Genomic DNA, 20,333 nt, shown 5'->3' with positions numbered 1-20,333 from the left:
GTGTAAGACTTGGACTTACAGCGAGCGTGCAACCTGCTCCACCCGGTAGCATTCGATGACATCGCCTTGGCGCATGTCCTGGTAGTTCTCGAAGGCCATGCCGCATTCCATGCCGGATGACACTTCCTTCACGTCGTCCTTGAAGCGCTTGAGCTGCGACAGCTTGCCCTCGTGGACGACGACGTTGTCGCGGATCAGGCGCACATTGGCGCCGCGTTCCACGGTGCCATCGGTGACCTTGCAGCCGGCGATGTTGCCGACCTTGGACACTTTGAAGACCTCGAGGATCTGCGCGTTGCCGAGCATGGTTTCGCGGATCGTCGGCGGCAGCAGGCCCGACATGGCCTTCTTCACGTCGTCGACGAGGTCATAAATGATGTTGTAGTAGCGGATTTCGATGCCGGCGCGTTCCGCCGCCTCGCGCGCTTCCTTGTTGGCGCGGACGTTGAACGCGATGATCGGAACGCCCGAGGCTTCCGCCAGGGTGACATCCGATTCCGAAATGCCGCCGACGCCCGAGTGCAACACGCGCGCGCCGACTTCATCGGTACCGAGCTTGTCGAGCGAACCGACGATGGCTTCGAGCGAACCCTGCACGTCGGCCTTGACGACCAGCGGGAATTCCTTGCGGCCCGCAGTCTTGGCCTGCGCCATCATCTGCTCGAGCGAACCGCGCATGCCGGTAGCGCGCGCGGAGGATTTCTCGCGCTTCTGGCGCACGCGGTAATCGGTCACTTCGCGGGCGCGGCTTTCGTTCTCGACCACGGCCAGACGATCGCCGGCATCCGGTGTGCCGGAGAAACCGAGCACCTCGACCGGGGTCGACGGGCCGGCGCTGGCGATGGTTGCGCCCGTGTCAGAAACGAGGGCGCGTACGCGACCCCATTCGGCACCGGCAACGACGAGGTCGCCGACCTTAAGTGTGCCGCGCTGCACGAGCACGGTCGCAACCGGACCGCGGCCACGATCGAGCTTGGCTTCAATCACGGTGCCTTCGGCCGGGCGATGCGGATCGGCCTTCAGATCGAGGATTTCGGCCTGCAGGCCGATCATCTCGAGCAGCTTGTCGATATTGGTTTTCTTGGTGGCGGACACTTCCACGTCCACCACATCGCCGCCGAGCGACTCGACCTGGATTTCATGTTGCAACAGTTCGGTGCGCACGCGATCCGGCGTCGCGCTCGGCTTGTCGATCTTGTTGATGGCAACGATGATCGGAACCTTCGCCGCCTTGGCATGCGAGATGGCTTCAACCGTCTGCGGCATGACGCCGTCATCGGCCGCAACGACCAGCACGACAATGTCGGTAACCTTGGCGCCGCGGGCGCGCATCGCCGTGAAGGCGGCGTGGCCGGGCGTATCGATGAAGGTGACCTTGGAGCCCGATGGTGAGGTGACCTGATAGGCGCCGATATGCTGCGTGATGCCGCCGGCTTCGCCGGAGACGACGTCAGCCTGGCGGATGGCGTCGAGCAGCGACGTCTTGCCGTGATCGACGTGACCCATGACGGTAACGACCGGCGCGCGCGGCTCGAGCGCACCTTCATCGTCGGCCGTATCGAACAGGCCTTCTTCGACGTCAGATTCGGAGACGCGACGGGCCGTGTGACCCATTTCCTCGGCGATCAGCTGCGCCGTGTCGGCGTCGATGACGTCATTGATGGTCGCCATCTGGCCCTGCTTCATCAGCAGGCGGATAACGTCCACCGCGCGCTCGGCCATGCGGTTGGCGAGTTCCTGGATGGTGATGGCATCCGGGATCGTCACGTCGCGCGTGAGCTTTTCCTTCGGCTCGTTGGCGGCATGACCCTTCATGCGCTGGGTACGGCGGCGGAACGACGCCACCGACCGCTCACGGACTTCGTCGGCGCGCAGGGCGGTGACCAAGGTCAGGCGGCCGCGCTCCTTCGGCGGCGCGGCCCGCGGCGCAGCAGGACGTGCAGCGGCAGGACGTCCGGCGCCAGCACCGGCGCCCGGACGACGCGAGGTGCGCGGCGCTTCTTCATCGGCTTCGGCTTCGAGCTTTGGACGGACGCCCGGAGCCGGCTTCTTCTCGTCATCGCCGAGACGTTTCTTGGCGACTTCACCGGCCTTGCGCTTCTGCTCTTCCTCAGCCTTGTGGCGAGCTTCTTCTTCGCGCTTGCGCGTTTCGGCGGCGTCGCGCTCGGCCTTCTCGATGTATTCACGCGAGGCGCGGCGCTTGGCGTCTTCTTCCGCCAGCTTGCGCTCTTCAGCTTCGCGGACGCGCGAGTCGGCGAGCGCGTGAGCACGCGCGGCCATTTCCTCTTCGGTCAGAGTGCGCAGCACGACGCCGGACTTCGGCGCCTCCGGAGCGGGCGGCGCTTTCGGCGCTGGCGCGGCAGCCTTCTTCGGCGCTTCGACGGGGGCCGGCTCGGCCTTGGCTTCGGCCGGTCCGCCGACGGTGCGGCGCTTGATCTTCTCGACGACGACAGACTTGCTGCGGCCGTGGCTGAAACTCTGGCGCACCACGCCCGTTTCCGTGCGCGGTTTCAGCGTCAATGTCAGTTTCTTTTCGCCAGGGTTCTTAGTGTCGCTCATTCAGTACTGCTTCTTCCTATTGCCCCGGAGGGCGCATTCAGTTCGGACGCATTGCATTCACGGGCGCCTTCAGGGCGCGGCCGCGCTAATTGAATCGGGCGAATTTCCAGACCGATACCGCATTAAGCGTGCGACACGGGCGAGAAAAGTCTCGCTCGCGGGCCCGGCAAGCACGGCAGCATGTACCACATTTGGGCGGTTCAATGCCAAATCCAAATCCGCGCCCGGAAAGGTCTCGATCAGCGGAATTTCCCTGTTTTGGGACTGATTATTGCGCTGCAAGGCGGAATTCAGTTTGCGTTTGCCGTCGGGGGCGGCTTCCGCGGCGTGGATCAAGCCCAAAACATGCCCTTCGGTCATGACCGACTGGACCTTGGCAAAGCCGGCCACGACGTTCCCCGCCTTGCCGGCTATCGATAACGCATCCAGCGCGGATTTCGCCAGCAGACGCTCGACCTCGGCGGCCAGCTCCCGCGACACCTTCATCTCGCGCTTGAAACTGCGGGCAAAGACGTTGCGTTTGACCGCGTCCTCGATCGCCTCGCGGGTCGCCGTGATCCAAAGACCGCGGCCCGGCAATTTGCGCTTCAGGTCGGGCACAGCCTCGCCGGCCGGCCCCACCACGAAGCGCATCAGTTCCGCCACCGGCTTCACCTCCCGCGTCAGCGCGCAGAAACGCTCACCGCCCGCGGCGACGGAGGTCGCGCCGCGGTCGAGATCGTCTGTTTCGGTCTGCGCGATGGCGAGCATGGGTTGGGCCGGTTCTCCCCTTTAGGCCGGTTCGCCTTCGGCTTCGGCTTCGGCCTCGGCCGGCGCAGCCTGCGCCGCGAGTTCGGCCTCGGTGATCCAGCCAGCCTTGAGACGCGCCTGCATGACGATGGCCTCGGCCTCTTCGCGGGCAACGTTGAGACCGTCGAAATAGCCCGGCTCGTGCTTGGTCTCGCCGTCCTTGCGCTCGGTCCAGCCCACCAGATCGTCGGCGGCGCAGCCGGCGAGATCCTCGACGGTTTTCACGCCGTTCTCGCCGAGCTTGACCATCATCGCGGTGGTGATGCCCTCGACATCGCGCAGTTCATCGGCAACGCCGAGTTCCTTGCGCTTGTCGTCGAGTTCGTTCTCCTGCCGCGCGATGTATTCGCGGGCGCGGCTCTGCAGTTCGCGCGCGGTGTCTTCGTCGAAGCCTTCGATGCCGGCGATTTCCTTTTCGTCGACCAGCGCCAGTTCTTCGATCGAGGAGAAACCTTCCGACGCCAGCAGTTGACCGACGACTTCGTCGAGATCGAGCGCTTCGACAAAGGTCTTGGTGCGGCTTTCGAACTCGGCGGTGCGGCGTTCGGATTCTTCCTGCTCGGTCAGAATGTCGATATCCCAGCCGGTGAGCTGCGAAGCCAGACGCACGTTCTGGCCGCGGCGGCCGATGGCGAGCGAGAGCTGCGCATCCGGCACCACGACTTCAATGCGTTCCTTGTCTTCGTCGAGCACGACCTTGGCGACTTCGGCCGGCGCCAGCGCGTTGACGACAAAGGTCGCGATATCCGGCGACCACGGGATGATGTCGATCTTCTCGCCCTGCAGCTCGTTCACCACGGCCTGCACGCGCGAGCCGCGCATACCGACGCAGGCGCCGACCGGATCGACGCTGGAATCGCGCGAAATCACGGCGATTTTGGCGCGCGAGCCGGGGTCGCGGGCCACGGCGCGAACCTCGACGATGCCGTCATAGATTTCCGGCACTTCCTGGGCGAACAGCTTGGCGGTGAACTGCGGATGCGTGCGCGACAGGAAAATCTGCGGGCCGCGCGGTTCGCGGCGCGCGTCGTAGATATAGGCGCGGATGCGATCGCCGTTGCGGAACACTTCGCGCGGCAGGAGTTCGTCGCGGCGCACGATGGCTTCGCCGCGGCCGAGATCGACCACCACGTTGCCGTATTCGACGCGCTTGACGACGCCGTTGACGATTTCGCCGATGCGATCCTTGTATTCGGCGTACTGACGGTCGCGCTCGGCTTCGCGCACCTTCTGCACGAGTACCTGCTTGGCTGACTGTGCGGCGATGCGGCCGTATTCGAGCGGCGGCAACGGATCGGCGATGGTGTCGCCAACCTGCGCGGCGGGGTGACGCTTGCGCGCATCCTCGAGCATGATCTGGGTCGACGAGTTCTCGACCTTTTCGACCACCAACATGTGGCGGGTCAGTTTGAGTTCGCCGGTCTTCGGGTCGATCTCGGCATGGACGTCGGTTTCGGCGCCGTAACGCGAGCGCGCGGCTTTCGAAAACGCGTCTTCCATCGCCGCGATGACGATGCTGCGGTCGATCGACTTTTCGCGGGCTACCGCATCGGCGATTTGCAACAGTTCGAGCCTATTGGCGCTGACAGCCATAGCTCTGTCTCCTTCTCTCGTGTTTTATCGAGCGGCGGTCTTGGCGGCCTTCTTGGCCTGCTTCAGACGCCGTTGTTCCTTTTTCGCCTCGCGCAGTTCGCGCTTGGCGGCCTTCTCGGCGCGCAAGGCCTCGCTCACCAGTTCATCGGTGAGGACAAGCTTTGCTTCGTCCATATCCGTGATCGGCAGCAGCACTGCCGGGTCTTCCCCCGCTTTGGGGTCGTCTCGTGTCAGGCGGGCATTGTCGCCCTCGACGCCGTCGAGAATGCCGCGAAAGCGTTTGCGGCCGCCGACCGGCACTTCCATTTCGACCTTCAACAGGTGCCCGGCATAGCGCTCGAAATCCGAGCGGCGGACCAGGGGCCGGTCGATACCGGGCGAGGAAATCTCCAGCCGGTAGGCGCGGTCGATGGGCTCATTGACGTCGAAAACCGGCGACAGAGCCCGCGAAATCGCTTCGCAGTCATCCACCGTCATGGTGCCGTCCGGGCGCTCGGCCATGATCTGGATCGTGCATTCTTCCCCGGAAGAAACCCTAATCCGAACAAGGCGATAGCCGAGTTGCTCGACCACCGGATCGGCGATGGCGGCAACCCGGGCCGGCAGGCCGGTCTCGACAATCAGGCGCGGCTCGTCGCCGGCTGAAGCCGGTTCCGCGCTGGAAACCTGGTTTTCGTCGCGTTCGCCCAAGGCCATCTGGTATCGACGCTATGCCTGTAACGGAAAAAGAGCGGGCCCCGGGGGACCCACTCTCAGAACCTGATTTGGTTTTGAGGGTGTATTGATTGACAGCCGAAATATAGCGAATTTCCAGCCTTGTGCAAGGGCGGCTGCCGACCGGCAAGACTAACGCTTCCTTCACGACTTGCCCTTACGATTGGTTAAAGCGCCGCGCGGGGTCATTAGCTGCGCCGATTAGGTATTGCGTGATGGCTGCTCCTGCCTCCCTGCTTCCCGAGTTGGAAGAGGTCGTCCAGCACGGCTCCGCCGAAAAGCGGGCCGAGACGCTGCGACGCATCACGACCCTATTTCTCGACGGCGCTTCCAGCTTCAACGATCACCATGTCGCCCTGTTCGACGACGTTATCGGCTGCCTGATCGCCGAGATCGAGGCCAAGGCGCTGGCCGAACTGGCGCGTCGCCTGGCTCATGTCGATAACGCGCCGGTGGGCGTGGTCGTCACGCTCGCCAAAAATGACGACATCGATGTCGCGGGCCCGGTTCTCAAATCCGGACCTTTGTCCGATCCCGACCTGGTTGCGATTGCCGAAACGAAAAGCCAGGCGCATTTGCTGGCGATGGCGTCGCGCCGGCAGCTTTCCGAAGTGGTGTCGGATGTTCTGGTCAAGCGCGGCGACCGCGACGTTGCGCACAGCATCGCCACCAATACCGGCGCCAGCCTGTCCGAGGGCGCCTTCACCAATCTGATCAGCCGCGCCCAGAAAGATGGCGATCTCGCCGAAAAGGTCGGCAAGCGCACCGACATTCCGCCGCGCCTGTTCCGCCAGCTTTTGCTGCAGGCGAGCGAGGTCGTGCAGAAACGTCTGCTGGCCGCCGCGCGGCCCGAGACGCAGGCAGAGATCCGCAAGATTCTCGCCAAGGTCACCGACGAAGTCGGCGCCAAGGCGGCGCCGCGCAACTACACCGCCGCCATGGCCGCGGTGCGCACGCTGCACAAGGAGCGCAAGCTCACCGAAGCCGACGTCGCCAACTATGCCGAGAACGGCAAATACGAAGAGACGATCGCGGCGCTGTCGACGATCTGTGCCGTGCCGGTCGAAGTCGTCGATCGTCTGATGAATGGCGAACGCGCCGACCCCGTGCTCATTCTGGCGCGCTCGGTCAATTTCGGCTGGCCGACGGTGAAGGCGGTGATCAACGCGCGCCCGGGTCCCAAGCCGTCGCAGCAGGTGATCGACGCCGCGCACGAGAATTTCGAGCGGCTTACCGGCCCGACCGCCCAGCGCGTCGTGCGCTTCTGGCAGGTCAGGCAGGGGACTGGGGAGTAATTCTCTTGCCCCGGGCGCACAGCGGCGCGCGCTCTTGCGCGTGACGCTGTGCAGAACCGGGGCCTTCGCAGACTCCGAATTCGAGATGGTCCCGGTTCAGCAGCGCACCACGAAGACGTGCTGCGCTGCGCCCGGGACAAGTTAGCGTCGCCTAAAAACAAAATACGCCGGCGTTCTTCCCTCGCGCACCGCCTTCGCCTCATAGCGCGTGCGGGTCCAGCCATCCCACGGCTTGCGCCAGTCGTCGGCCCGCTCGGCGGTCCAGACAAAATCGTTCGAGCGCGCGATGCGCGTCAGCGCATAGGTCATGTAGCTCGGAATGTCGGTGGCGAAGCGCAGTTCGCCGCCGCTCTTCAGGAGCCGTGCGATGCGCGGCAGGCTTTCATCCTGGATGAAGCGCCGCTTCCATTGTCGCCGCTTCGGCCACGGGTCGGGATAAAGCAGATCGATGCGCGTGAAAGCGCCGGCCGGCAGCCAGTCGAGAAGGTCCGTGGCGTCGCCGTGGAAGACGCGGATGTTGGTGAGGTCTTCGTCGTCGATGGCGACGAGCAATTTGCCGACCGCGTTGAGAAAGCCGTCGGCGCCGATGAAGCCTTGCTCGGGATGCGCCATCGCCTGCGCGATCAGATGCTCGCCGCCGCCGAAGCCGATCTCGAGGCGCAAAGTTTTCGGCGCGTGCGGAAACAAGGTCGAAAGGTCGGGCGCGGGCTTGCTCAGATCGAGCGCGAGCTTTGGCAGCAATTCGTCGAACAGCTCCGACTGCCGCGCGCGCAAGGGGTGGCCCTTGCGCCGGCCGAAGAAGGCGCGCTGGGGAATGTCGTCGTCGCGGTCGTTGCTCATAATGCATCATCGTCCGCGCAAGCGGACGATCCAGTAATCGCGGGCGTTCGTGGGTACTGGATGCCCCGCTTTCGCGGGGCATGACAACAGAAAACATCACGTAACAAGCAAAAGGCCGGGCAAGAGCCCGGCCTTTAAATCCTTAAAGCTGGATACCCGCTCAGCAGCCGGTCACTTGAACGCCGACTTGAGCTGCGCGGCAAGATCGATCTTCTCCCACGAGAAGCCGCCGTCCTTTTCCGGCGCCCGGCCGAAGTGGCCGTAAGCAGCGGTGCGGCGGTAGATCGGCTTGTTCAGCTTGAGCGTGCGGCGGATGTTGGTCGGCGTCAGGCGGAAGAGCTGCGGCAGGATCTTCTCCAGCTTCTTCTCATCGACCTTGCCGGTGCCGTGGGTGTCGACCAGCAGCGACATCGGATCGGCGACGCCGATGGCGTAAGCGACCTGAATGGTGCAGCGCTCGGCAAGACCGGCCGCGACCACGTTCTTGGCGAGGTAGCGCGCGGCGTAAGCGGCCGAACGATCGACCTTGGTCGGATCCTTGCCGGAGAAGGCGCCGCCGCCATGCGGGGCGTAACCGCCGTAGGTGTCGACGATGATCTTACGGCCGGTGAGACCGCAGTCGCCGTCCGGACCGCCGATGACGAAGTTGCCGGTCGGGTTGACGAGGAAGTCGGACGACTTCTCCGGCATCCAGCCTTTGGGCAGCGCCTGCGTCACGGTCTGCTCGATCATGTCCTTGACCATGGCCGGCGTATATTTCTTGCCGTTGCGGCTGCGCTCATTGTGCTGGGTCGAAACGACCACCTTGGTGCAGCCGACCGGCTTGCCGTCGACATAGCGCACGGTCACCTGGCTCTTGGCGTCCGGCTGCAGGTCCGGCAGCGCCTTGGAGTGGCGCTTGTCGGCCAGCGACTTGAGAATCTTGTGTGCGAAATAGATCGGCGCCGGCATGAACGAGTTCTTCTCGTAGACTTCGCTCTCGGTGCAGGCGAAGCCGAACATCATGCCTTGATCGCCGGCGCCTTCTTCTTCGCCGCTCTTTTTCTTCTTGGCATCGACGCCCATCGCGATGTCGGGCGACTGGCCGTGCAGCAGCACTTCGACGTCGGCGCCGTAATAGGAGAAGCCATCCTGGTCGTAGCCGATGTCCTTGACGACATCGCGCGCGATCTGGGTGATGTATTCGCGATCGACGACGACCTTGTCGCCGTGCTTGCGGAAGAACGGCGCCTGGCCGCGGCCTTCACCGGCGATGACGATCTTGTTGGTCGTGGCCAGCGTTTCGCAGCCGAGACGGGTGTTGACCGCGCTGTCGTCGGAGATGCCGAGCTTCACGTCATTGGCAAGAAAGGCATCCAGTACAGCGTCGGAAATCTGGTCGCAGACTTTGTCCGGATGACCTTCGGAAACCGACTCGCTGGTAAAAAGAAAGTTCTTGTGAGCCACGCTCATCTCCCCCTTGGGCGCGGGGGAGCCGCGCCGGTGCCTATCGGGGGGCCGTTCTTACAGCGGCTAATCGCAACGTCAAGGTGCGGGCTGTCGTGGGCAATAGCCGCGTTGCCGAGCCAACAAGACGGGCAATGTCGTTCTTTGTGGCGGGGCGGCGGGGAAACGTCCCTGCGCCCGCATCGGCCCCAAAAGCAAAGGCCGCCGGTAAGGCGGCCTGCGCTTCGTCATCAGGTAAAAGCGGCCCGCGATGATGGCTGCTGCTTATTCGTCGCCGGCGATCTGCTCGACCAGATCGACAATGCGACGGCGAAGCTTGGAGCTCTTGATGCGCATGAACGACTTCGTCAGGGACAGGCCATCGGAGGTGGCCAGGAAGTCCGACACATAAGCCGGCGACGGCGCTTCCGACATGCCGGTGCTCGCCGGGCCACCAGGACTGTGCGGCGCGCCTTCGAAAAAGAAAGAAACCGGAACTTGCAGGATATTGGCGATCGCCTGCAAACGGCTGGCGCCTATCCGATTAGTACCCTTCTCGTATTTCTGCACCTGCTGGAAGGTGAGACCAAGAGCGTCGCCGAGTTTCTCCTGGCTCATGCTCAGCATCATCCGGCGCATACGCACGCGCGAACCGACATGCTTGTCGATCGGATTAGGCGCCTTCTTGGCCATAAACATCTCCTATGAAACCATCGCTGAGCGTAATGTCACAGGTCTGTTCGTCAAGGCAATCCATGATTTTATGGCGCCGGATACCGGAAACGCTCGCAAATTTAAAATAGCTTATTACTTTCAATGGGTTTTACATATTTGATCTGTAAGTACCTCTCGGTACTCACAAAATAATTTGCATTCACGGCAACTACAATCAGCGGTAGCGTCAAGTTACAATCTAGGCGCGAAACCGGCGTCTGCCTAGTGATAGCGTTGTAATGATCAAGAATAGAAGAAATGGCAGGTTTCCGTATTTGCTAAAAACTGTCGGCCCCAGAGCCTGCGGCAGGTTGGCGTCGATGACGCCTTCGACGCCCAGCGGCAGCGACGCGGTCACGCGGCCCACCGGGTCGATGACGCCAGAGATACCGGTATTGGCGGCGCGAACCATCGGCAGACCCTCGGCAATCGCGAGCACGCGCGCCTGGTGGAAGTGCTGGTAGGGACCGCTGCTGATTCCGAACCAGCCGTCATTGGTGAGATTGATCAACCAGCCGGGACGTTCGCCCGCTGGCACGGCCTCATCCGGAAACACGGCTTCGTAGCAGATCAGCGGCAACATCTTCGGCGCGCCCGGCACGTCCATGGCGCGCCTGCGGCTGCCGGTGAGAAAGCCGCCGACTTCCTTGGTCAGCTGCTGGAAGCCCAGCCGCTCCATGAAACTCTGAAAAGGCAGAAATTCGCCGAACGGCACCAGGTGCAGCTTGTCGTAAATGCCGCCGATCGAGCCATCGGGGTCGATGACATAAACCGAGTTGTAGGCGCGCGGCCCTTTGGCGCCGGGGGCGTTGCCCGGGCGCACCGCGCCGGTGATCAATCGCGTGCCCGGTCTGATGAGGTTGACGATCTGCGCCAGCGCGTCCGGTTCGCGCGTCAGAAAGAACGGGAACGCCGATTCCGGCCAGATGAGAATGTTGGCGTCGCGCACACCATTCGACTGCGGTCCGGTGGCGCGATCCGACAGCGTCAGATAGCGCGCCATCACTTCGTTCTTGGCGGCGTAATTGAAGCGCGCGTCCTGCTGCAGGTTCGGTTGCATGATGCGCAGCTTCAGATCCTTGACGTAGGTCGTCGGATGCATCGACAGCCGCGCGGCGCCATAGGCGAAGAGCCCGGCGAGCGCGACCAGCGCCAGCGCCAGCGGGCGATAAGGATGCCGCGTATCGGCGCTATCGTCGGCGAGCGTCGCCGGCGTCGCGAAGATCAGCAGCGCCAGAAAGGTCAGCCCCCAAATGCCGACCAGCGACACGCTTTGCGCCATCGCCAAAGGCTGCGTCAGCGCATAACCGAATGCATTCCACGGAAAGCCGGTGAGCAGATGGCCGCGCAGCCATTCGCCGCACGACAGCGCGATGGCCAAGGCCAGCAGCCGATGCGGTCCCCGCACCCAGACGAGCCGCGCCGCCGCGAAGCCGAGGCCGGTATAGAGCGCGAGATAAGCGGGCAGTCCCGCCACCGCGACCGGCAACAGCCAGCCGAAAGTCTTGGCATCGACGAGAAACGCGTAACCGACCCAGTAAACGCCGGCGACGAAATAGCCGAAGCCGAAACACCAGCCTGCCACCGCCGCCGACCAGGCCCCGCTCCAGCGGCCCGAAGCCGAGCCGTCGATCAGCCAGACGGCAACCGGGATCGTGACAAAAAGAATGGGCCAGGCATTGAGCGGCGCCATCGCGAGCGCCGAGGCCGCGCCCGCCAGCAGGGCAATGCCGGCGCGCCGCCAGCCATCGGCGAGCACGATCGCGTGGGCCAATCGGGTGACGGGGCCTGCCAAGATTCTAGGACCGCGGGTTCTGCGAGCCCGCGTCATTCGGCGGAGCATCGAGGTTGAGCTGCGGCGGCGCGACGCCGGCGAGCACGGCGTCGGGTTCGCCGCGCTTCTTCAACTCCCGCGGCTTCTGGCGTTTTTCGGTCAGGCGCATGATGCGCACGCGCTTGATGCGGCGCGGATCGGCATCGAGCACTTCGAATTCAAACAGGCCGGGGCCGGGAATCAGTTCGCCGCGCAGCGGCAGGCGCCCGGCGCGCGTGGTCAGATAACCGCCCAAGGTGTCGACTTCGTCGGCGACATCCTCCTCGACGACGAAGTCCTGGCCGAGCGTGGCCACAACATCCTCGAGCGAGGCACGGGCATCGGCGACATAGGAGCCGTCCGCCTGGCGCACGATGTCGGCGGTGTCGTCTTCGTCGTGCTCGTCGGCAATTTCGCCGACGATCTGCTCGACGATATCCTCGATCGAAATCAGTCCGTCGGTGCCGCCATATTCATCGATGACCAGCGCCAGATGGATTTGCTTGGCCTGCATCCGCGCCAGAAGGTCCATCACCCGCGCCGATGGCGGCACGAACAACACTTCGCGGACGATCCGGGCCGCGGTCAGCGGTGTCGCCAGATCGATGCCCTTGAGGTCGAGCCCGGCCGGCAGCGGCTTGCGCCGCTTGGCATTCTTGGCGGGATCAATGGTGGCGCGCGTCGTCATGTAACCGATGAGGTCGCGGATGTGGACCATGCCGACCGGATCGTCGAGCGTGTCGTTATAAATGACGAGACGCGAATGGCCGGCCTTCTCGAACACCATCAGGAGGTCGCCGAGCTGGATGTCCTGCTGCACGGCGATGATGTCGGCGCGCGGCACCATGACGTCCACCACACGGCGCTCGCGCAGGCCGAGGATGTTCTTGAGCATCCGGCTTTCTTCCGGCGAGAAGCCGGATTCGCCGGGCGTCATGGCGTCGAGGACGTCGCTGAGATCGGCGCGCATGGTGCTGGCGCGCGAGCCGAACACGGAGCGGAACAGGCGCAGGAACCAGTTGCCGTCGCTCTCGCGCTTGGCCGGCACGGGGACCGGCAGGTTGCGCGCGTCGAACGGCAAGTTGGTACTGGTAGGGTCGCTGTCAGGCATTACGCGTCGCCGTGTTCGAGATCGCGCGCGGAGCGCGCATCCTGCCAAGGGTCGGGCATGTTCATCGCGGTCATGATGCGGCTTTCGAGCGCTTCCATCTCGTCCGCCTGGGCGTCGGTCTGATGATCGTAGCCGATGAGGTGAAGAAACCCATGCGCGGTCAAATGAGCGAGATGATGAATAAACAAGCGGTCTTCAGCTTCGCATTCCCTTCGCAGCGTTTCATAGGCAATGACGATATCGCCGAGATGACCTTGCGTCGCCGGCGTATCGGCCGCCGGAAACGACAGCACGTTGGTCGGCTTGTCGAGCCCGCGAAACTGCCGGTTGAGGTCGCGCACAGCCGAATCATCGGACAGCAGGATACTGACTTCGCCGCCGCGTGTTGAGTGTGCCGCGGCGGCTGAAATTGCAGCGCCGACGGTCGCTTCGGCGCGCGGCTCCGCCGCCCAGAGGTCGGATTCGATCACGATATCGGCGGTGACGGCGGTCATTTCCGGGGCTCGCGCGCGGTGCCGAGGCGATCGTAGGCCTCGACGATACGCTGAACCAGCTCGTGGCGGATGACGTCGGCGGCGCCGAATTCGACCATGCCGATGCCCTCGACACCCTTGAGCAGGCGCGTCGCTTCGGCCAGCCCCGAGACCTGACCGTTCGGCAAATCGACCTGCGACGGATCGCCAGTCACGATCATGCGGCTGTTCTCGCCGAGGCGGGTCAGAAACATCTTCATCTGCATGGAGGTCGTGTTCTGCGCTTCGTCGAGGATGACGCAGGCATTGGCGAGCGTGCGGCCGCGCATGAAGGCGAGCGGGGCGATTTCGATGTCGCCCTGCTCAAGCGCGCGCTCGACGATGCGCGGGTCCATGAGGTCATGCAGTGCGTCGTAGATCGGACGGAGATAAGGATCGACCTTCTCGCGCATGTCGCCCGGCAGAAAGCCGAGGCGCTCGCCGGCTTCGACGGCGGGACGCGACAGAATGATGCGATCGACTTCCTTGCGTTCAAACATCTGGATCGCCTGCGCAACGGCGAGCCAGGTCTTGCCGGTGCCGGCGGGGCCGATGCCGAACACCAGCGAATGGCGCTTGAGCGCGCGCATATAGGCATCCTGCGCGGCGGTGCGTGCGCGCACAGGACGCTTGCGCAGATTGATCTCCTCGAATGCGGTGCGCGGCCGGCTTGAGTCAAAATCAAACAGCGAGCCCTGCGCGATGGCCTGGCGGATCGCGCCTTCGACATCGCCCGATGACAGGTCCTGACCGCGCTTGATCTGCTCGTAGAGACCTTCGAGTACGCGCCGCGCCTGTTCGACGCCGCTGCGCGAGCCTTCCAGCGTGACGTGGTTGCCGCGCGAGTCGGCTTTCACGCCGAGCTTGCGTTCGACCAGCGCCAGGTTCTGGCCGTACTGGCCGAACAGCACCGATGCGAGTTTGTTGTCCTCGAAAGCGAGCACGACCTGCGTCGTGGCCGTTTCATCGGAAACGGCGGCGGCGGGGATCACGGGATCCGGTGTGCGCAAAGTTGTCCTCAAGCTCCCAGACTGGCCAATGCCGGCCCGCGCGTCGCGTTCGCGAGTTCGGCGAACAAGGTGTTGGTCCCGATATCGGTAATGCTGACCGGCACGATCTGGCCGATCAGAGACGGCTTCGCCATGACATGGACCGATTGGAGATATGGGGAGCGGCCGACCAGTTGCCCAGTCAGTTTTCCGGGCTTTTCGAGAAGAATTTCCATGCTTTTGCCAGCAAAAGAGCCATTGAAGGCCCGCCACTGCCGGGTAATCAGGTCCTGCAGCCGTTGCAGACGCTCGTATTTCTCGGCGTCGGGAACCTGGTCTTCGAGCTTGGCGGCCGGCGTGCCGGGCCGCGCCGAATACATGAAGGTGTAGGCGGTGGCGAAATTGACCTCTTCCGCCAAGGCCAAGGTCTCGCGGAAGTCCTCTTCCGTTTCGCCCGGAAAGCCGACGATGAAGTCCGAAGTGAAGGCGATATCCGGACGCGCATTCTTCAGGCGCGTGATCGCGGTCATGTATTCCTTGCGGGTGTGCTTGCGGTTCATCGCCGCAAGAACGCGGTCGGAGCCGGCCTGCACCGGCAGATGCACGTAAGGCATCAGCTCGGGAAGATCGCCATGCGCGGCGATGAGATCGTCGCAGACCGGCGAGAGCATGTCGCGCGGATGGCTGGTCATGTAGCGCAGCCGCGCGATGCCCGGCACCTTGGCGATCCGGCGCATCAGCGCGCCGAGCGTTACCGCGTCGCCGTTTGCATCGACGCCGTGATAGGCATTGACGTTCTGCCCGATCAGCGAGATTTCGCGCACACCATTGGCGGCAAGCCGCTCGACGTCGGCCAGCACCTTGGCGACCGGCCGCGAGATTTCGGCGCCGCGCGTATAAGGCACGACGCAGAAGGTGCAGAATTTATCGCAGCCTTCCTGCACCGTGACGAAAGACGAGATGCCGCGCTTGGCGATGGCCTGCGGCGACGGTTGCGCCAGCGCGTCGAACTTGTCCTCGAGCGGAAATTCGGTGTCGACGATCTTTTCGCCGTCGCGTGCGCGGGCGATCAGCGCCGGCAGCTTGTGATAATTCTGCGAGCCGACGACGACATCGACCGAATCGGTGCGGCGCACGATCTCTTCGCCTTCGGCCTGCGCCACGCAGCCGGCGACTGCGATCAGCATGCGACGGCCTTCGCGTTCGGCCTGGTCTTTCAGTTCGCGCATGCGGCCGATTTCGGAATAGACCTTGTCGACCGCCTTTTCGCGGATGTGGCAGGTGTTGAGAATGATGAGATCGGCCTCGGCCGGAAGCTGCGTCTCGACGTAACCCTCAGGCGCAAGCGTGTCCGCCATACGATGCGAATCGTAGACGTTCATCTGGCAGCCGAAGGATTTGACGTGGACTTTGCGCGGTCTGTTCATGCCGGTTCTTTAAAGCGAGCGCCATTCTAGCCGGTCCGTACCAGGTTTGTCGCCCACCCCCTGACGCGCTGATTTAGCGAGTAATTTCAAGAGGCTGTCGGCCCAGCGAGGGCAGGCCTATGTAGCGGGCCGGGAACCACCTTGCAATTCAGGGCTTTAGACTATATTCTGCAAATATGCAGGATTTTAATAAATGAATGCAAATCCGCATAAAGCGAGCGCCCTTCCAGTGGAGGCGCATGATCTTGCCCTGCAGGGCTTCGTCGGCATCATGAATCGCTGGGGCGCCGACAACGCCGTGATGCGGGCTGTGCTGGGGGCGCCGCCGGAACGCACCTTCTTCGAATGGAAGAAGGGCAAGGTCGCGCGCCTGCCGAACGATACTTTGCGCCGCATCGGTTACGTCGCCGGCATCTGGAAGGCGCTGCAGATCGTCTATTCCGATCCGCAACTCGCCGACTCCTGGGTCAACCGGCCGAACCGCGCCTTCGGCGGCCAGACACCTTTGGCGCGGATGGCGGCGGGCGATGTGACCGACCTCGCCGCGGTCCGGGACTACATTGATGCCGCAAGATCTCCCTGGTCTTGAAGTGCTCCCTGGACCTGACGTTCCAAGACGCCACGTCGTCTGGCCGAAGGCATGGCGCATCATCGCCTCGCGCTTTCCGCCCATCGATCTGTTTGAGCGCGTGTCGGACGATCCCAAAGTCTGGGACGCGCTCATCGCGCTCGAGCAGATGACCAATCCCCGGCTGCGCGACGAGACAGGCGAGATCAGTCTGGTGCCGCCGGAGCGCCGCGTGTCGGGCGCCAATGCTTCATGGGTGATGGCGGCCTTCACGCACATCGACAAACGCGGCTCGCGATTCTCGGACGGCACATTCGGCGTCTATTACGCCGCCGATACGCTGGAGACCGCGATCGCCGAAACGGTCTATCACTTCGCCCTCTTCGCCGCAGATGCCGGCGACCCGGCACGCCGCGAGGACATGCGCGTGCTGGTCGGCGCGGTCGATCGCGCATTCGACGACATCGCCGCGCTCGGCGATGACGTCAAAGCCGGGCTGCTCGACGACGCCAGTTATGCGCGGAGCCAGCCTTATGCGGTGACGCGCCGTGACGCCGGAGCCGATGGCTTTGTCTATCCGAGCGTCCGCCGCTCAGGCTTTGAATGCGTGGCGGCATTCTGGCCGGATGTGGTGGGCATTCCGGTTCAGGAGCGCCACCTGCAATACGAATGGGACGGCGCGCGGGTGCGGCGCTACTTCGACTACAGCCTCGAGCGCTGGATCGACTTGCCGTGAGGGCCGTCAGCGCCCGGCATGCAGCGGCCGTGGCCGGCCGAGCAGTGTCGATGTGGTGAGACCGCGCACGGCGCCTTCGAGTTGCCGGGCGAGCTTCTTGCGGTCGGTCGAGGCATCGGCGGCGATCGGCTCGCCATAGCTCACCACCACGTCGATGACGCCGCGGCGCAGAAACGCCTTGAAGTGCGGCAGGAAATCGAGATCGCCGTACCAGGCGATGAGCGGCCGGTGCTGGCGACCCATCGGGATGCCATGGATCGCGGTGTAGCAGATCGACATCGGCTGGATAATGATTCCGGTTTCGGCGCGGGAGGCGGCCTCACGCACCGCGCCGATCAGCGCCGAACGGAAGGGCAGCACGCGGTTGCCGTCATTCGAGGTGCCCTCGGCGAACAGCACCACCGAGATGTCGGATTCGAGGCGCTGCACCATGTCGGCGATGGCGTCGCCGGTCTGCTGGCGGCGCGTGCGATCGACGAACACGGTGCGCTGCAGCCGCGCCGTGGGCCCGACCAGCGGCCAGTTGCCGACCTCGGCCTTGGAGACGAAGGCGATCGGCGCGATCGAGCCGATGACCAGAATGTCGGCCCACGATACGTGGTTGGACACGAACAGCACGGCGCGGTCGCGAATCGGCTCGCCGACGATGCGGATCTTGAAGCGCAGCAGCTTGCACAGCACGGCGTAATAGCCGGAGGCGACCGTGCCCCAGCCGGGCAGGCCGAGCTTGCCGATGGTCCACTGGAGCGCGATGACCAGCGGCGTCATGGTGAAGAAGAAAATTGCGACGAACAGCGGATACAACATTGGCTAGCTGTTCTTGTCGTCCTTGAGCGGCACGGCATAGAGCTCAAGCCGGTGATCGACCAGCTTGTAGCCGAGCTTGCGCGCCACTTCGGCCTGCAGGCGCTCGATCTCCTCGGACTGGAATTCGATCACCTCGCCGGTGCGCAGATTGATGAGATGGTCGTGGTGCGTTTCCGAGCTGGTTTCGTAGCGGGCGCGGCCTTCGCGGAAATCGTGGCGCTCGATGATGCCGGAATCCTCGAACAGCTTCACGGTGCGATACACGGTCGAGATCGAGATGCGATCGTCGACCTTGGCGCAGCGCCGGTACAGTTCCTCAACGTCGGGATGGTCCTCGGCGTCGGCGAGCACCCGCGCGATGACGCGGCGTTGCTCGGTCATGCGCATGCCCTTGGCCGCGCAGAGCGCTTCGATATTCGGCTTGCCGCCGACGCCTCGGTTGGGCGCCGACGCGATCAGCCCGGGTTTGGTTTTGCTGTCCGTCGTCATTGTCGAATGAGTTTACGCGATATCCCGCCGCAACACCAAGGCGGCGGCGGTGCCGCCCTCGGGCAAGGGATAATAGTTCGGCCGTTTGGCCACGTCACGAAAACCGGCCTTGCGGTACAGGCCGATGGCCGGCCGATTGTTTTCGGCAACCTCCAGAAACAGCGTTTTCACACCGAGCGCGGCGAGCCGCCGCATGTGCAGATCCAGCATCTGGCGCGCCAGACCGCGGCCCTGAGAGCGGCGTGTCACCGCGATCGACAGGATTTCGGCCTCGTCGGCGGCCGAGCGCGACATGACGAAGCCGGCGAAAGTGCCGCCGACGCGCAGGCTGTGCGCCAGCACCTGGGGATCGAGCAGCAGATTTTCGACCTCCTCATCGCTCCAGCCGCGGTGAAACGAGGCGGCATGCAGGGCGGCGATGCCGGAAGCGTCGCGCAGGTGCGCCGGCGCGATATGCGGCACGCCGCGCCCGAGCAGCCGCTTGAGCCACGACATCACGGCCGCGCCGCCTGAATTGGCACTTGCGCCGTTGTGGCCTGCGGCTGCGCGTCCGGCGCCTTGAGATAGAACGGCTTGGGCGGCGCCGAAGCCGGATCGACCACGGTGCCGAGTCGGGCCACCCAGTCGATCGACGGCGCGGCCTGCTGCTCGACCGCGACCGGCGAGGGTTCGTCGTCAGGCCACGCGGCCGCGAGGAGCTGCGCGGCATTGCCAACCAGCCGCGGTATGAACGGCGCGATGCGGCGCGCGGCGTCCGCAATGGACAGGTAGGCCGGCTTGATGCGCGTCGTACCGTCGCCGTCGAAGGCCTGAAGATAAACGTGATGGTGCCGCGCATCGATGGCGGCGACCACGGGCGTCGAAGTATCCGCCGCAATCAGCGGCGCAGCATAGGCGCCGAGCGTGGTGACGCCGACGACCGGATTGCCGGCGGCGAGGCCGATACCGCGCGCTGCAGCAATACCGACACGCAAGCCGGTGAAACTGCCGGGGCCGACGGTCACGGCGATGCGGTCGAGCGTGGCGAAATCGAGCGAAGCGGTTTCGCGCAGGCGCTCGATCATCGGCATCAGCGCCTCGGCATGGCCGCGCGCCATCGCTTGATGCTCACGCGCCACGACAGCGTCGCCGTTCATCAGGACGACGGAGCACGCCTCAAGCGCGGTATCGATGGCGAGAATGTGCATGCTGAACCGGCAGTGTCATCGCCCGCGAAGGCGGGCGATCCAGTAAACGTTTGTCGGGGCGACTATATCTTAAGCGCCGGGAATACTGGATGCCCCGCACCAGCGAAAAGACGCGCTTCGCGCCTTGGCGCGGGGCATGACAGGGGTGGCGGGTTAAATCGGCCGGACTTCCGTCACTTCCGGCACGAAATGCCGGAGCAGGTTCTGGATGCCGTGCTGCAAAGTCGCCGTCGAGGATGGGCAGCCCGAGCAGGCGCCCTTCATCTGCAGGAATACGACGCCTTCCTTGAAGCCGCGGAAGGTGATGTCGCCGCCGTCGCCGGCCACGGCCGGGCGCACGCGCGTCTCGATCAGGTCCTTGATGGTTGCGACCGTCTCGGTATCGGCGGCGTCGAAGAATTCGTCATCGTCGGCGGCCGCAGCCTCGTTGGCCACGATCGGCGCGCCCGACATGTAGTGCTCCATGATGGCGCCGAGAATTGCCGGCTTCATCTGCTGCCAGTCGCCGTCCGTCTTGGTCACCGAGATGAAGTCGGCGCCGAAGAACACGCCCCCGACATTCGGAATATCGAACAGTTTCCCGGCCAGCGGCGACTGTGCGGCGGCCTCGCGCGTCGGCATGTCGAGCGTGCCCTGTTTGAGCACCGGCTTGCCGGGCAGGAATTTCAACGTTGCCGGGTTCGGCGTCGATTCGGTCTGGATAAACATGGCTCAAATCTCCCATCCCGCCGGGTTCAAGGCCCGGCGGACACACCATACATGGGA

Annotated in this window: 20 protein-coding genes; 3 read left to right on the top strand and 17 right to left on the bottom strand. The window is 64.2% G+C overall.

Features of this window, described 5'->3' with window-relative positions:
- Positions 1-15: 15 nt before the first annotated feature.
- The 4 genes from infB to rimP form a co-directional block, all read right to left on the bottom strand.
- The gene (infB, locus tag DXH78_RS04745; RefSeq protein ID WP_115515978.1) at positions 16-2,559 is read right to left on the bottom strand and encodes a translation initiation factor IF-2; all 2,544 of its coding nucleotides are present in this window, start codon (positions 2,557-2,559) and stop codon (positions 16-18) included.
- A gap of 69 nt (positions 2,560-2,628) precedes the next feature.
- Positions 2,629-3,309, bottom strand: a complete 681-nt coding sequence (locus tag DXH78_RS04740) for an RNA-binding protein (protein ID WP_115515977.1) — start codon at positions 3,307-3,309, stop codon at positions 2,629-2,631.
- Between the two features lie 21 nt (positions 3,310-3,330).
- On the bottom strand, positions 3,331-4,941 hold the full coding sequence (nusA, locus tag DXH78_RS04735; RefSeq protein ID WP_115515976.1) for a transcription termination factor NusA: 1,611 nt from the start codon (positions 4,939-4,941) through the stop codon (positions 3,331-3,333).
- Between the two features lie 24 nt (positions 4,942-4,965).
- Complete coding sequence (gene rimP, locus DXH78_RS04730) at positions 4,966-5,637, bottom strand: ribosome maturation factor RimP (protein ID WP_115515975.1); 672 nt, start codon at positions 5,635-5,637, stop codon at positions 4,966-4,968.
- A 233-nt stretch (positions 5,638-5,870) separates the two neighbouring features.
- Between rimP and DXH78_RS04725 the strand changes: the two genes are divergently transcribed.
- Positions 5,871-6,950 carry a DUF2336 domain-containing protein gene (locus DXH78_RS04725; protein ID WP_115515974.1) on the top strand — a complete coding sequence of 360 codons (1,080 nt, stop codon included), beginning with the start codon at positions 5,871-5,873 and terminating at the stop codon, positions 6,948-6,950.
- Positions 6,951-7,091: 141 nt separating this feature from the next.
- On the opposite strand, the gene trmB is transcribed toward DXH78_RS04725, so the two are convergent.
- From trmB to miaB, 8 genes are all read right to left on the bottom strand, one after another.
- A complete protein-coding gene (gene trmB / locus DXH78_RS04720; RefSeq protein WP_115515973.1) occupies positions 7,092-7,790 on the bottom strand; it encodes a tRNA (guanosine(46)-N7)-methyltransferase TrmB in 699 nt (232 codons plus the stop codon).
- A 171-nt stretch (positions 7,791-7,961) separates the two neighbouring features.
- Positions 7,962-9,236: a methionine adenosyltransferase gene (gene metK, locus DXH78_RS04715; protein WP_115517723.1), complete on the bottom strand. Its 1,275-nt coding sequence runs from the start codon at positions 9,234-9,236 to the stop codon at positions 7,962-7,964.
- Positions 9,237-9,500: 264 nt separating this feature from the next.
- Positions 9,501-9,908 (bottom strand): helix-turn-helix domain-containing protein, encoded by a 408-nt coding sequence (locus tag DXH78_RS04710; protein ID WP_115517722.1) that lies wholly within the window; start codon positions 9,906-9,908, stop codon positions 9,501-9,503.
- Positions 9,909-10,128: 220 nt separating this feature from the next.
- A complete protein-coding gene (gene lnt, locus DXH78_RS04705) occupies positions 10,129-11,760 on the bottom strand; it encodes an apolipoprotein N-acyltransferase (RefSeq protein WP_115515972.1) in 1,632 nt (543 codons plus the stop codon).
- Entirely contained in the window at positions 11,729-12,853 is a 1,125-nt protein-coding gene (locus DXH78_RS04700; RefSeq protein WP_115515971.1) for a hemolysin family protein, read from the bottom strand. Before DXH78_RS04700 ends, lnt begins: the two co-directional genes overlap by 32 nt.
- On the bottom strand, positions 12,853-13,347 hold the full coding sequence (gene ybeY / locus DXH78_RS04695; protein ID WP_115515970.1) for an rRNA maturation RNase YbeY: 495 nt from the start codon (positions 13,345-13,347) through the stop codon (positions 12,853-12,855). The genes DXH78_RS04700 and ybeY overlap by 1 nt, the downstream gene beginning before the upstream one ends.
- Positions 13,344-14,375 carry a PhoH family protein gene (locus tag DXH78_RS04690; protein ID WP_245416735.1) on the bottom strand — a complete coding sequence of 344 codons (1,032 nt, stop codon included), beginning with the start codon at positions 14,373-14,375 and terminating at the stop codon, positions 13,344-13,346. The genes ybeY and DXH78_RS04690 overlap by 4 nt, the downstream gene beginning before the upstream one ends.
- 8 nt (positions 14,376-14,383) lie before the next feature.
- Positions 14,384-15,781 (bottom strand): tRNA (N6-isopentenyl adenosine(37)-C2)-methylthiotransferase MiaB, encoded by a 1,398-nt coding sequence (miaB, locus tag DXH78_RS04685; protein ID WP_115515968.1) that lies wholly within the window; start codon positions 15,779-15,781, stop codon positions 14,384-14,386.
- Positions 15,782-15,974: 193 nt separating this feature from the next.
- Here miaB and DXH78_RS04680 point away from each other — a divergent pair, with 193 nt between their 5' ends.
- Together DXH78_RS04680 and DXH78_RS04675 are read left to right on the top strand one after the other, a co-directional pair.
- Positions 15,975-16,370: an MbcA/ParS/Xre antitoxin family protein gene (locus tag DXH78_RS04680; RefSeq protein ID WP_115515967.1), complete on the top strand. Its 396-nt coding sequence runs from the start codon at positions 15,975-15,977 to the stop codon at positions 16,368-16,370.
- A complete protein-coding gene (locus tag DXH78_RS04675) occupies positions 16,345-17,085 on the top strand; it encodes an RES family NAD+ phosphorylase (protein WP_115515966.1) in 741 nt (246 codons plus the stop codon). Before DXH78_RS04680 ends, DXH78_RS04675 begins: the two co-directional genes overlap by 26 nt.
- A 6-nt stretch (positions 17,086-17,091) precedes the next feature.
- On the opposite strand, the gene DXH78_RS04670 is transcribed toward DXH78_RS04675, so the two are convergent.
- From DXH78_RS04670 to DXH78_RS04650, 5 genes are all read right to left on the bottom strand, one after another.
- Positions 17,092-17,892, bottom strand: coding sequence for a lysophospholipid acyltransferase family protein (locus DXH78_RS04670; RefSeq protein ID WP_245416734.1), 801 nt, complete (start codon positions 17,890-17,892; stop codon positions 17,092-17,094).
- Between the two features lie 3 nt (positions 17,893-17,895).
- Entirely contained in the window at positions 17,896-18,381 is a 486-nt protein-coding gene (locus DXH78_RS04665; protein ID WP_115515965.1) for a Fur family transcriptional regulator, read from the bottom strand.
- A 12-nt stretch (positions 18,382-18,393) separates the two neighbouring features.
- Entirely contained in the window at positions 18,394-18,876 is a 483-nt protein-coding gene (locus DXH78_RS04660) for a GNAT family N-acetyltransferase (RefSeq protein WP_115515964.1), read from the bottom strand.
- The gene (tsaB, locus tag DXH78_RS04655) at positions 18,876-19,568 is read right to left on the bottom strand and encodes a tRNA (adenosine(37)-N6)-threonylcarbamoyltransferase complex dimerization subunit type 1 TsaB (RefSeq protein ID WP_115515963.1); all 693 of its coding nucleotides are present in this window, start codon (positions 19,566-19,568) and stop codon (positions 18,876-18,878) included. The genes DXH78_RS04660 and tsaB overlap by 1 nt, the downstream gene beginning before the upstream one ends.
- Before the next feature lie 153 nt (positions 19,569-19,721).
- Complete coding sequence (locus tag DXH78_RS04650; protein ID WP_115515962.1) at positions 19,722-20,276, bottom strand: NifU family protein; 555 nt, start codon at positions 20,274-20,276, stop codon at positions 19,722-19,724.
- Positions 20,277-20,333: the final 57 nt, after the last annotated feature.

Source organism: Undibacter mobilis (assembly GCF_003367195.1).
In the GTDB taxonomy this organism is placed as follows: Bacteria; Pseudomonadota; Alphaproteobacteria; order Rhizobiales; family Xanthobacteraceae; genus Pseudolabrys; species Pseudolabrys mobilis.
The sequence above is the reverse complement of the archived record's forward strand: the minus strand, read 5'-3'. Positions and strand labels throughout refer to the sequence as shown.

Bases quoted from the DNA above. Each gene is read 5' to 3' on its own strand.
- infB (WP_115515978.1), bottom strand. From the start codon at position 2,559: ATGAGCGACACTAAGAACCCTGGCGAAAAGAAACTGACATTGACGCTG.
- DXH78_RS04740 (WP_115515977.1), bottom strand. From the start codon at position 3,309: ATGCTCGCCATCGCGCAGACCGAAACAGACGATCTCGACCGCGGCGCG.
- nusA (WP_115515976.1), bottom strand. From the start codon at position 4,941: ATGGCTGTCAGCGCCAATAGGCTCGAACTGTTGCAAATCGCCGATGCG.
- rimP (WP_115515975.1), bottom strand. From the start codon at position 5,637: ATGGCCTTGGGCGAACGCGACGAAAACCAGGTTTCCAGCGCGGAACCG.
- DXH78_RS04725 (WP_115515974.1), top strand. From the start codon at position 5,871: ATGGCTGCTCCTGCCTCCCTGCTTCCCGAGTTGGAAGAGGTCGTCCAG.
- trmB (WP_115515973.1), bottom strand. From the start codon at position 7,790: ATGAGCAACGACCGCGACGACGACATTCCCCAGCGCGCCTTCTTCGGC.
- DXH78_RS04710 (WP_115517722.1), bottom strand. From the start codon at position 9,908: ATGGCCAAGAAGGCGCCTAATCCGATCGACAAGCATGTCGGTTCGCGC.
- lnt (WP_115515972.1), bottom strand. From the start codon at position 11,760: ATGACGCGGGCTCGCAGAACCCGCGGTCCTAGAATCTTGGCAGGCCCC.
- DXH78_RS04700 (WP_115515971.1), bottom strand. From the start codon at position 12,853: ATGCCTGACAGCGACCCTACCAGTACCAACTTGCCGTTCGACGCGCGC.
- ybeY (WP_115515970.1), bottom strand. From the start codon at position 13,347: ATGACCGCCGTCACCGCCGATATCGTGATCGAATCCGACCTCTGGGCG.
- miaB (WP_115515968.1), bottom strand. From the start codon at position 15,781: ATGAACAGACCGCGCAAAGTCCACGTCAAATCCTTCGGCTGCCAGATG.
- DXH78_RS04680 (WP_115515967.1), top strand. From the start codon at position 15,975: ATGAATGCAAATCCGCATAAAGCGAGCGCCCTTCCAGTGGAGGCGCAT.
- DXH78_RS04675 (WP_115515966.1), top strand. From the start codon at position 16,345: ATGCCGCAAGATCTCCCTGGTCTTGAAGTGCTCCCTGGACCTGACGTT.
- DXH78_RS04670 (WP_245416734.1), bottom strand. From the start codon at position 17,892: ATGTTGTATCCGCTGTTCGTCGCAATTTTCTTCTTCACCATGACGCCG.
- DXH78_RS04665 (WP_115515965.1), bottom strand. From the start codon at position 18,381: ATGACGACGGACAGCAAAACCAAACCCGGGCTGATCGCGTCGGCGCCC.
- DXH78_RS04660 (WP_115515964.1), bottom strand. From the start codon at position 18,876: ATGTCGTGGCTCAAGCGGCTGCTCGGGCGCGGCGTGCCGCATATCGCG.
- tsaB (WP_115515963.1), bottom strand. From the start codon at position 19,568: ATGCACATTCTCGCCATCGATACCGCGCTTGAGGCGTGCTCCGTCGTC.
- DXH78_RS04650 (WP_115515962.1), bottom strand. From the start codon at position 20,276: ATGTTTATCCAGACCGAATCGACGCCGAACCCGGCAACGTTGAAATTC.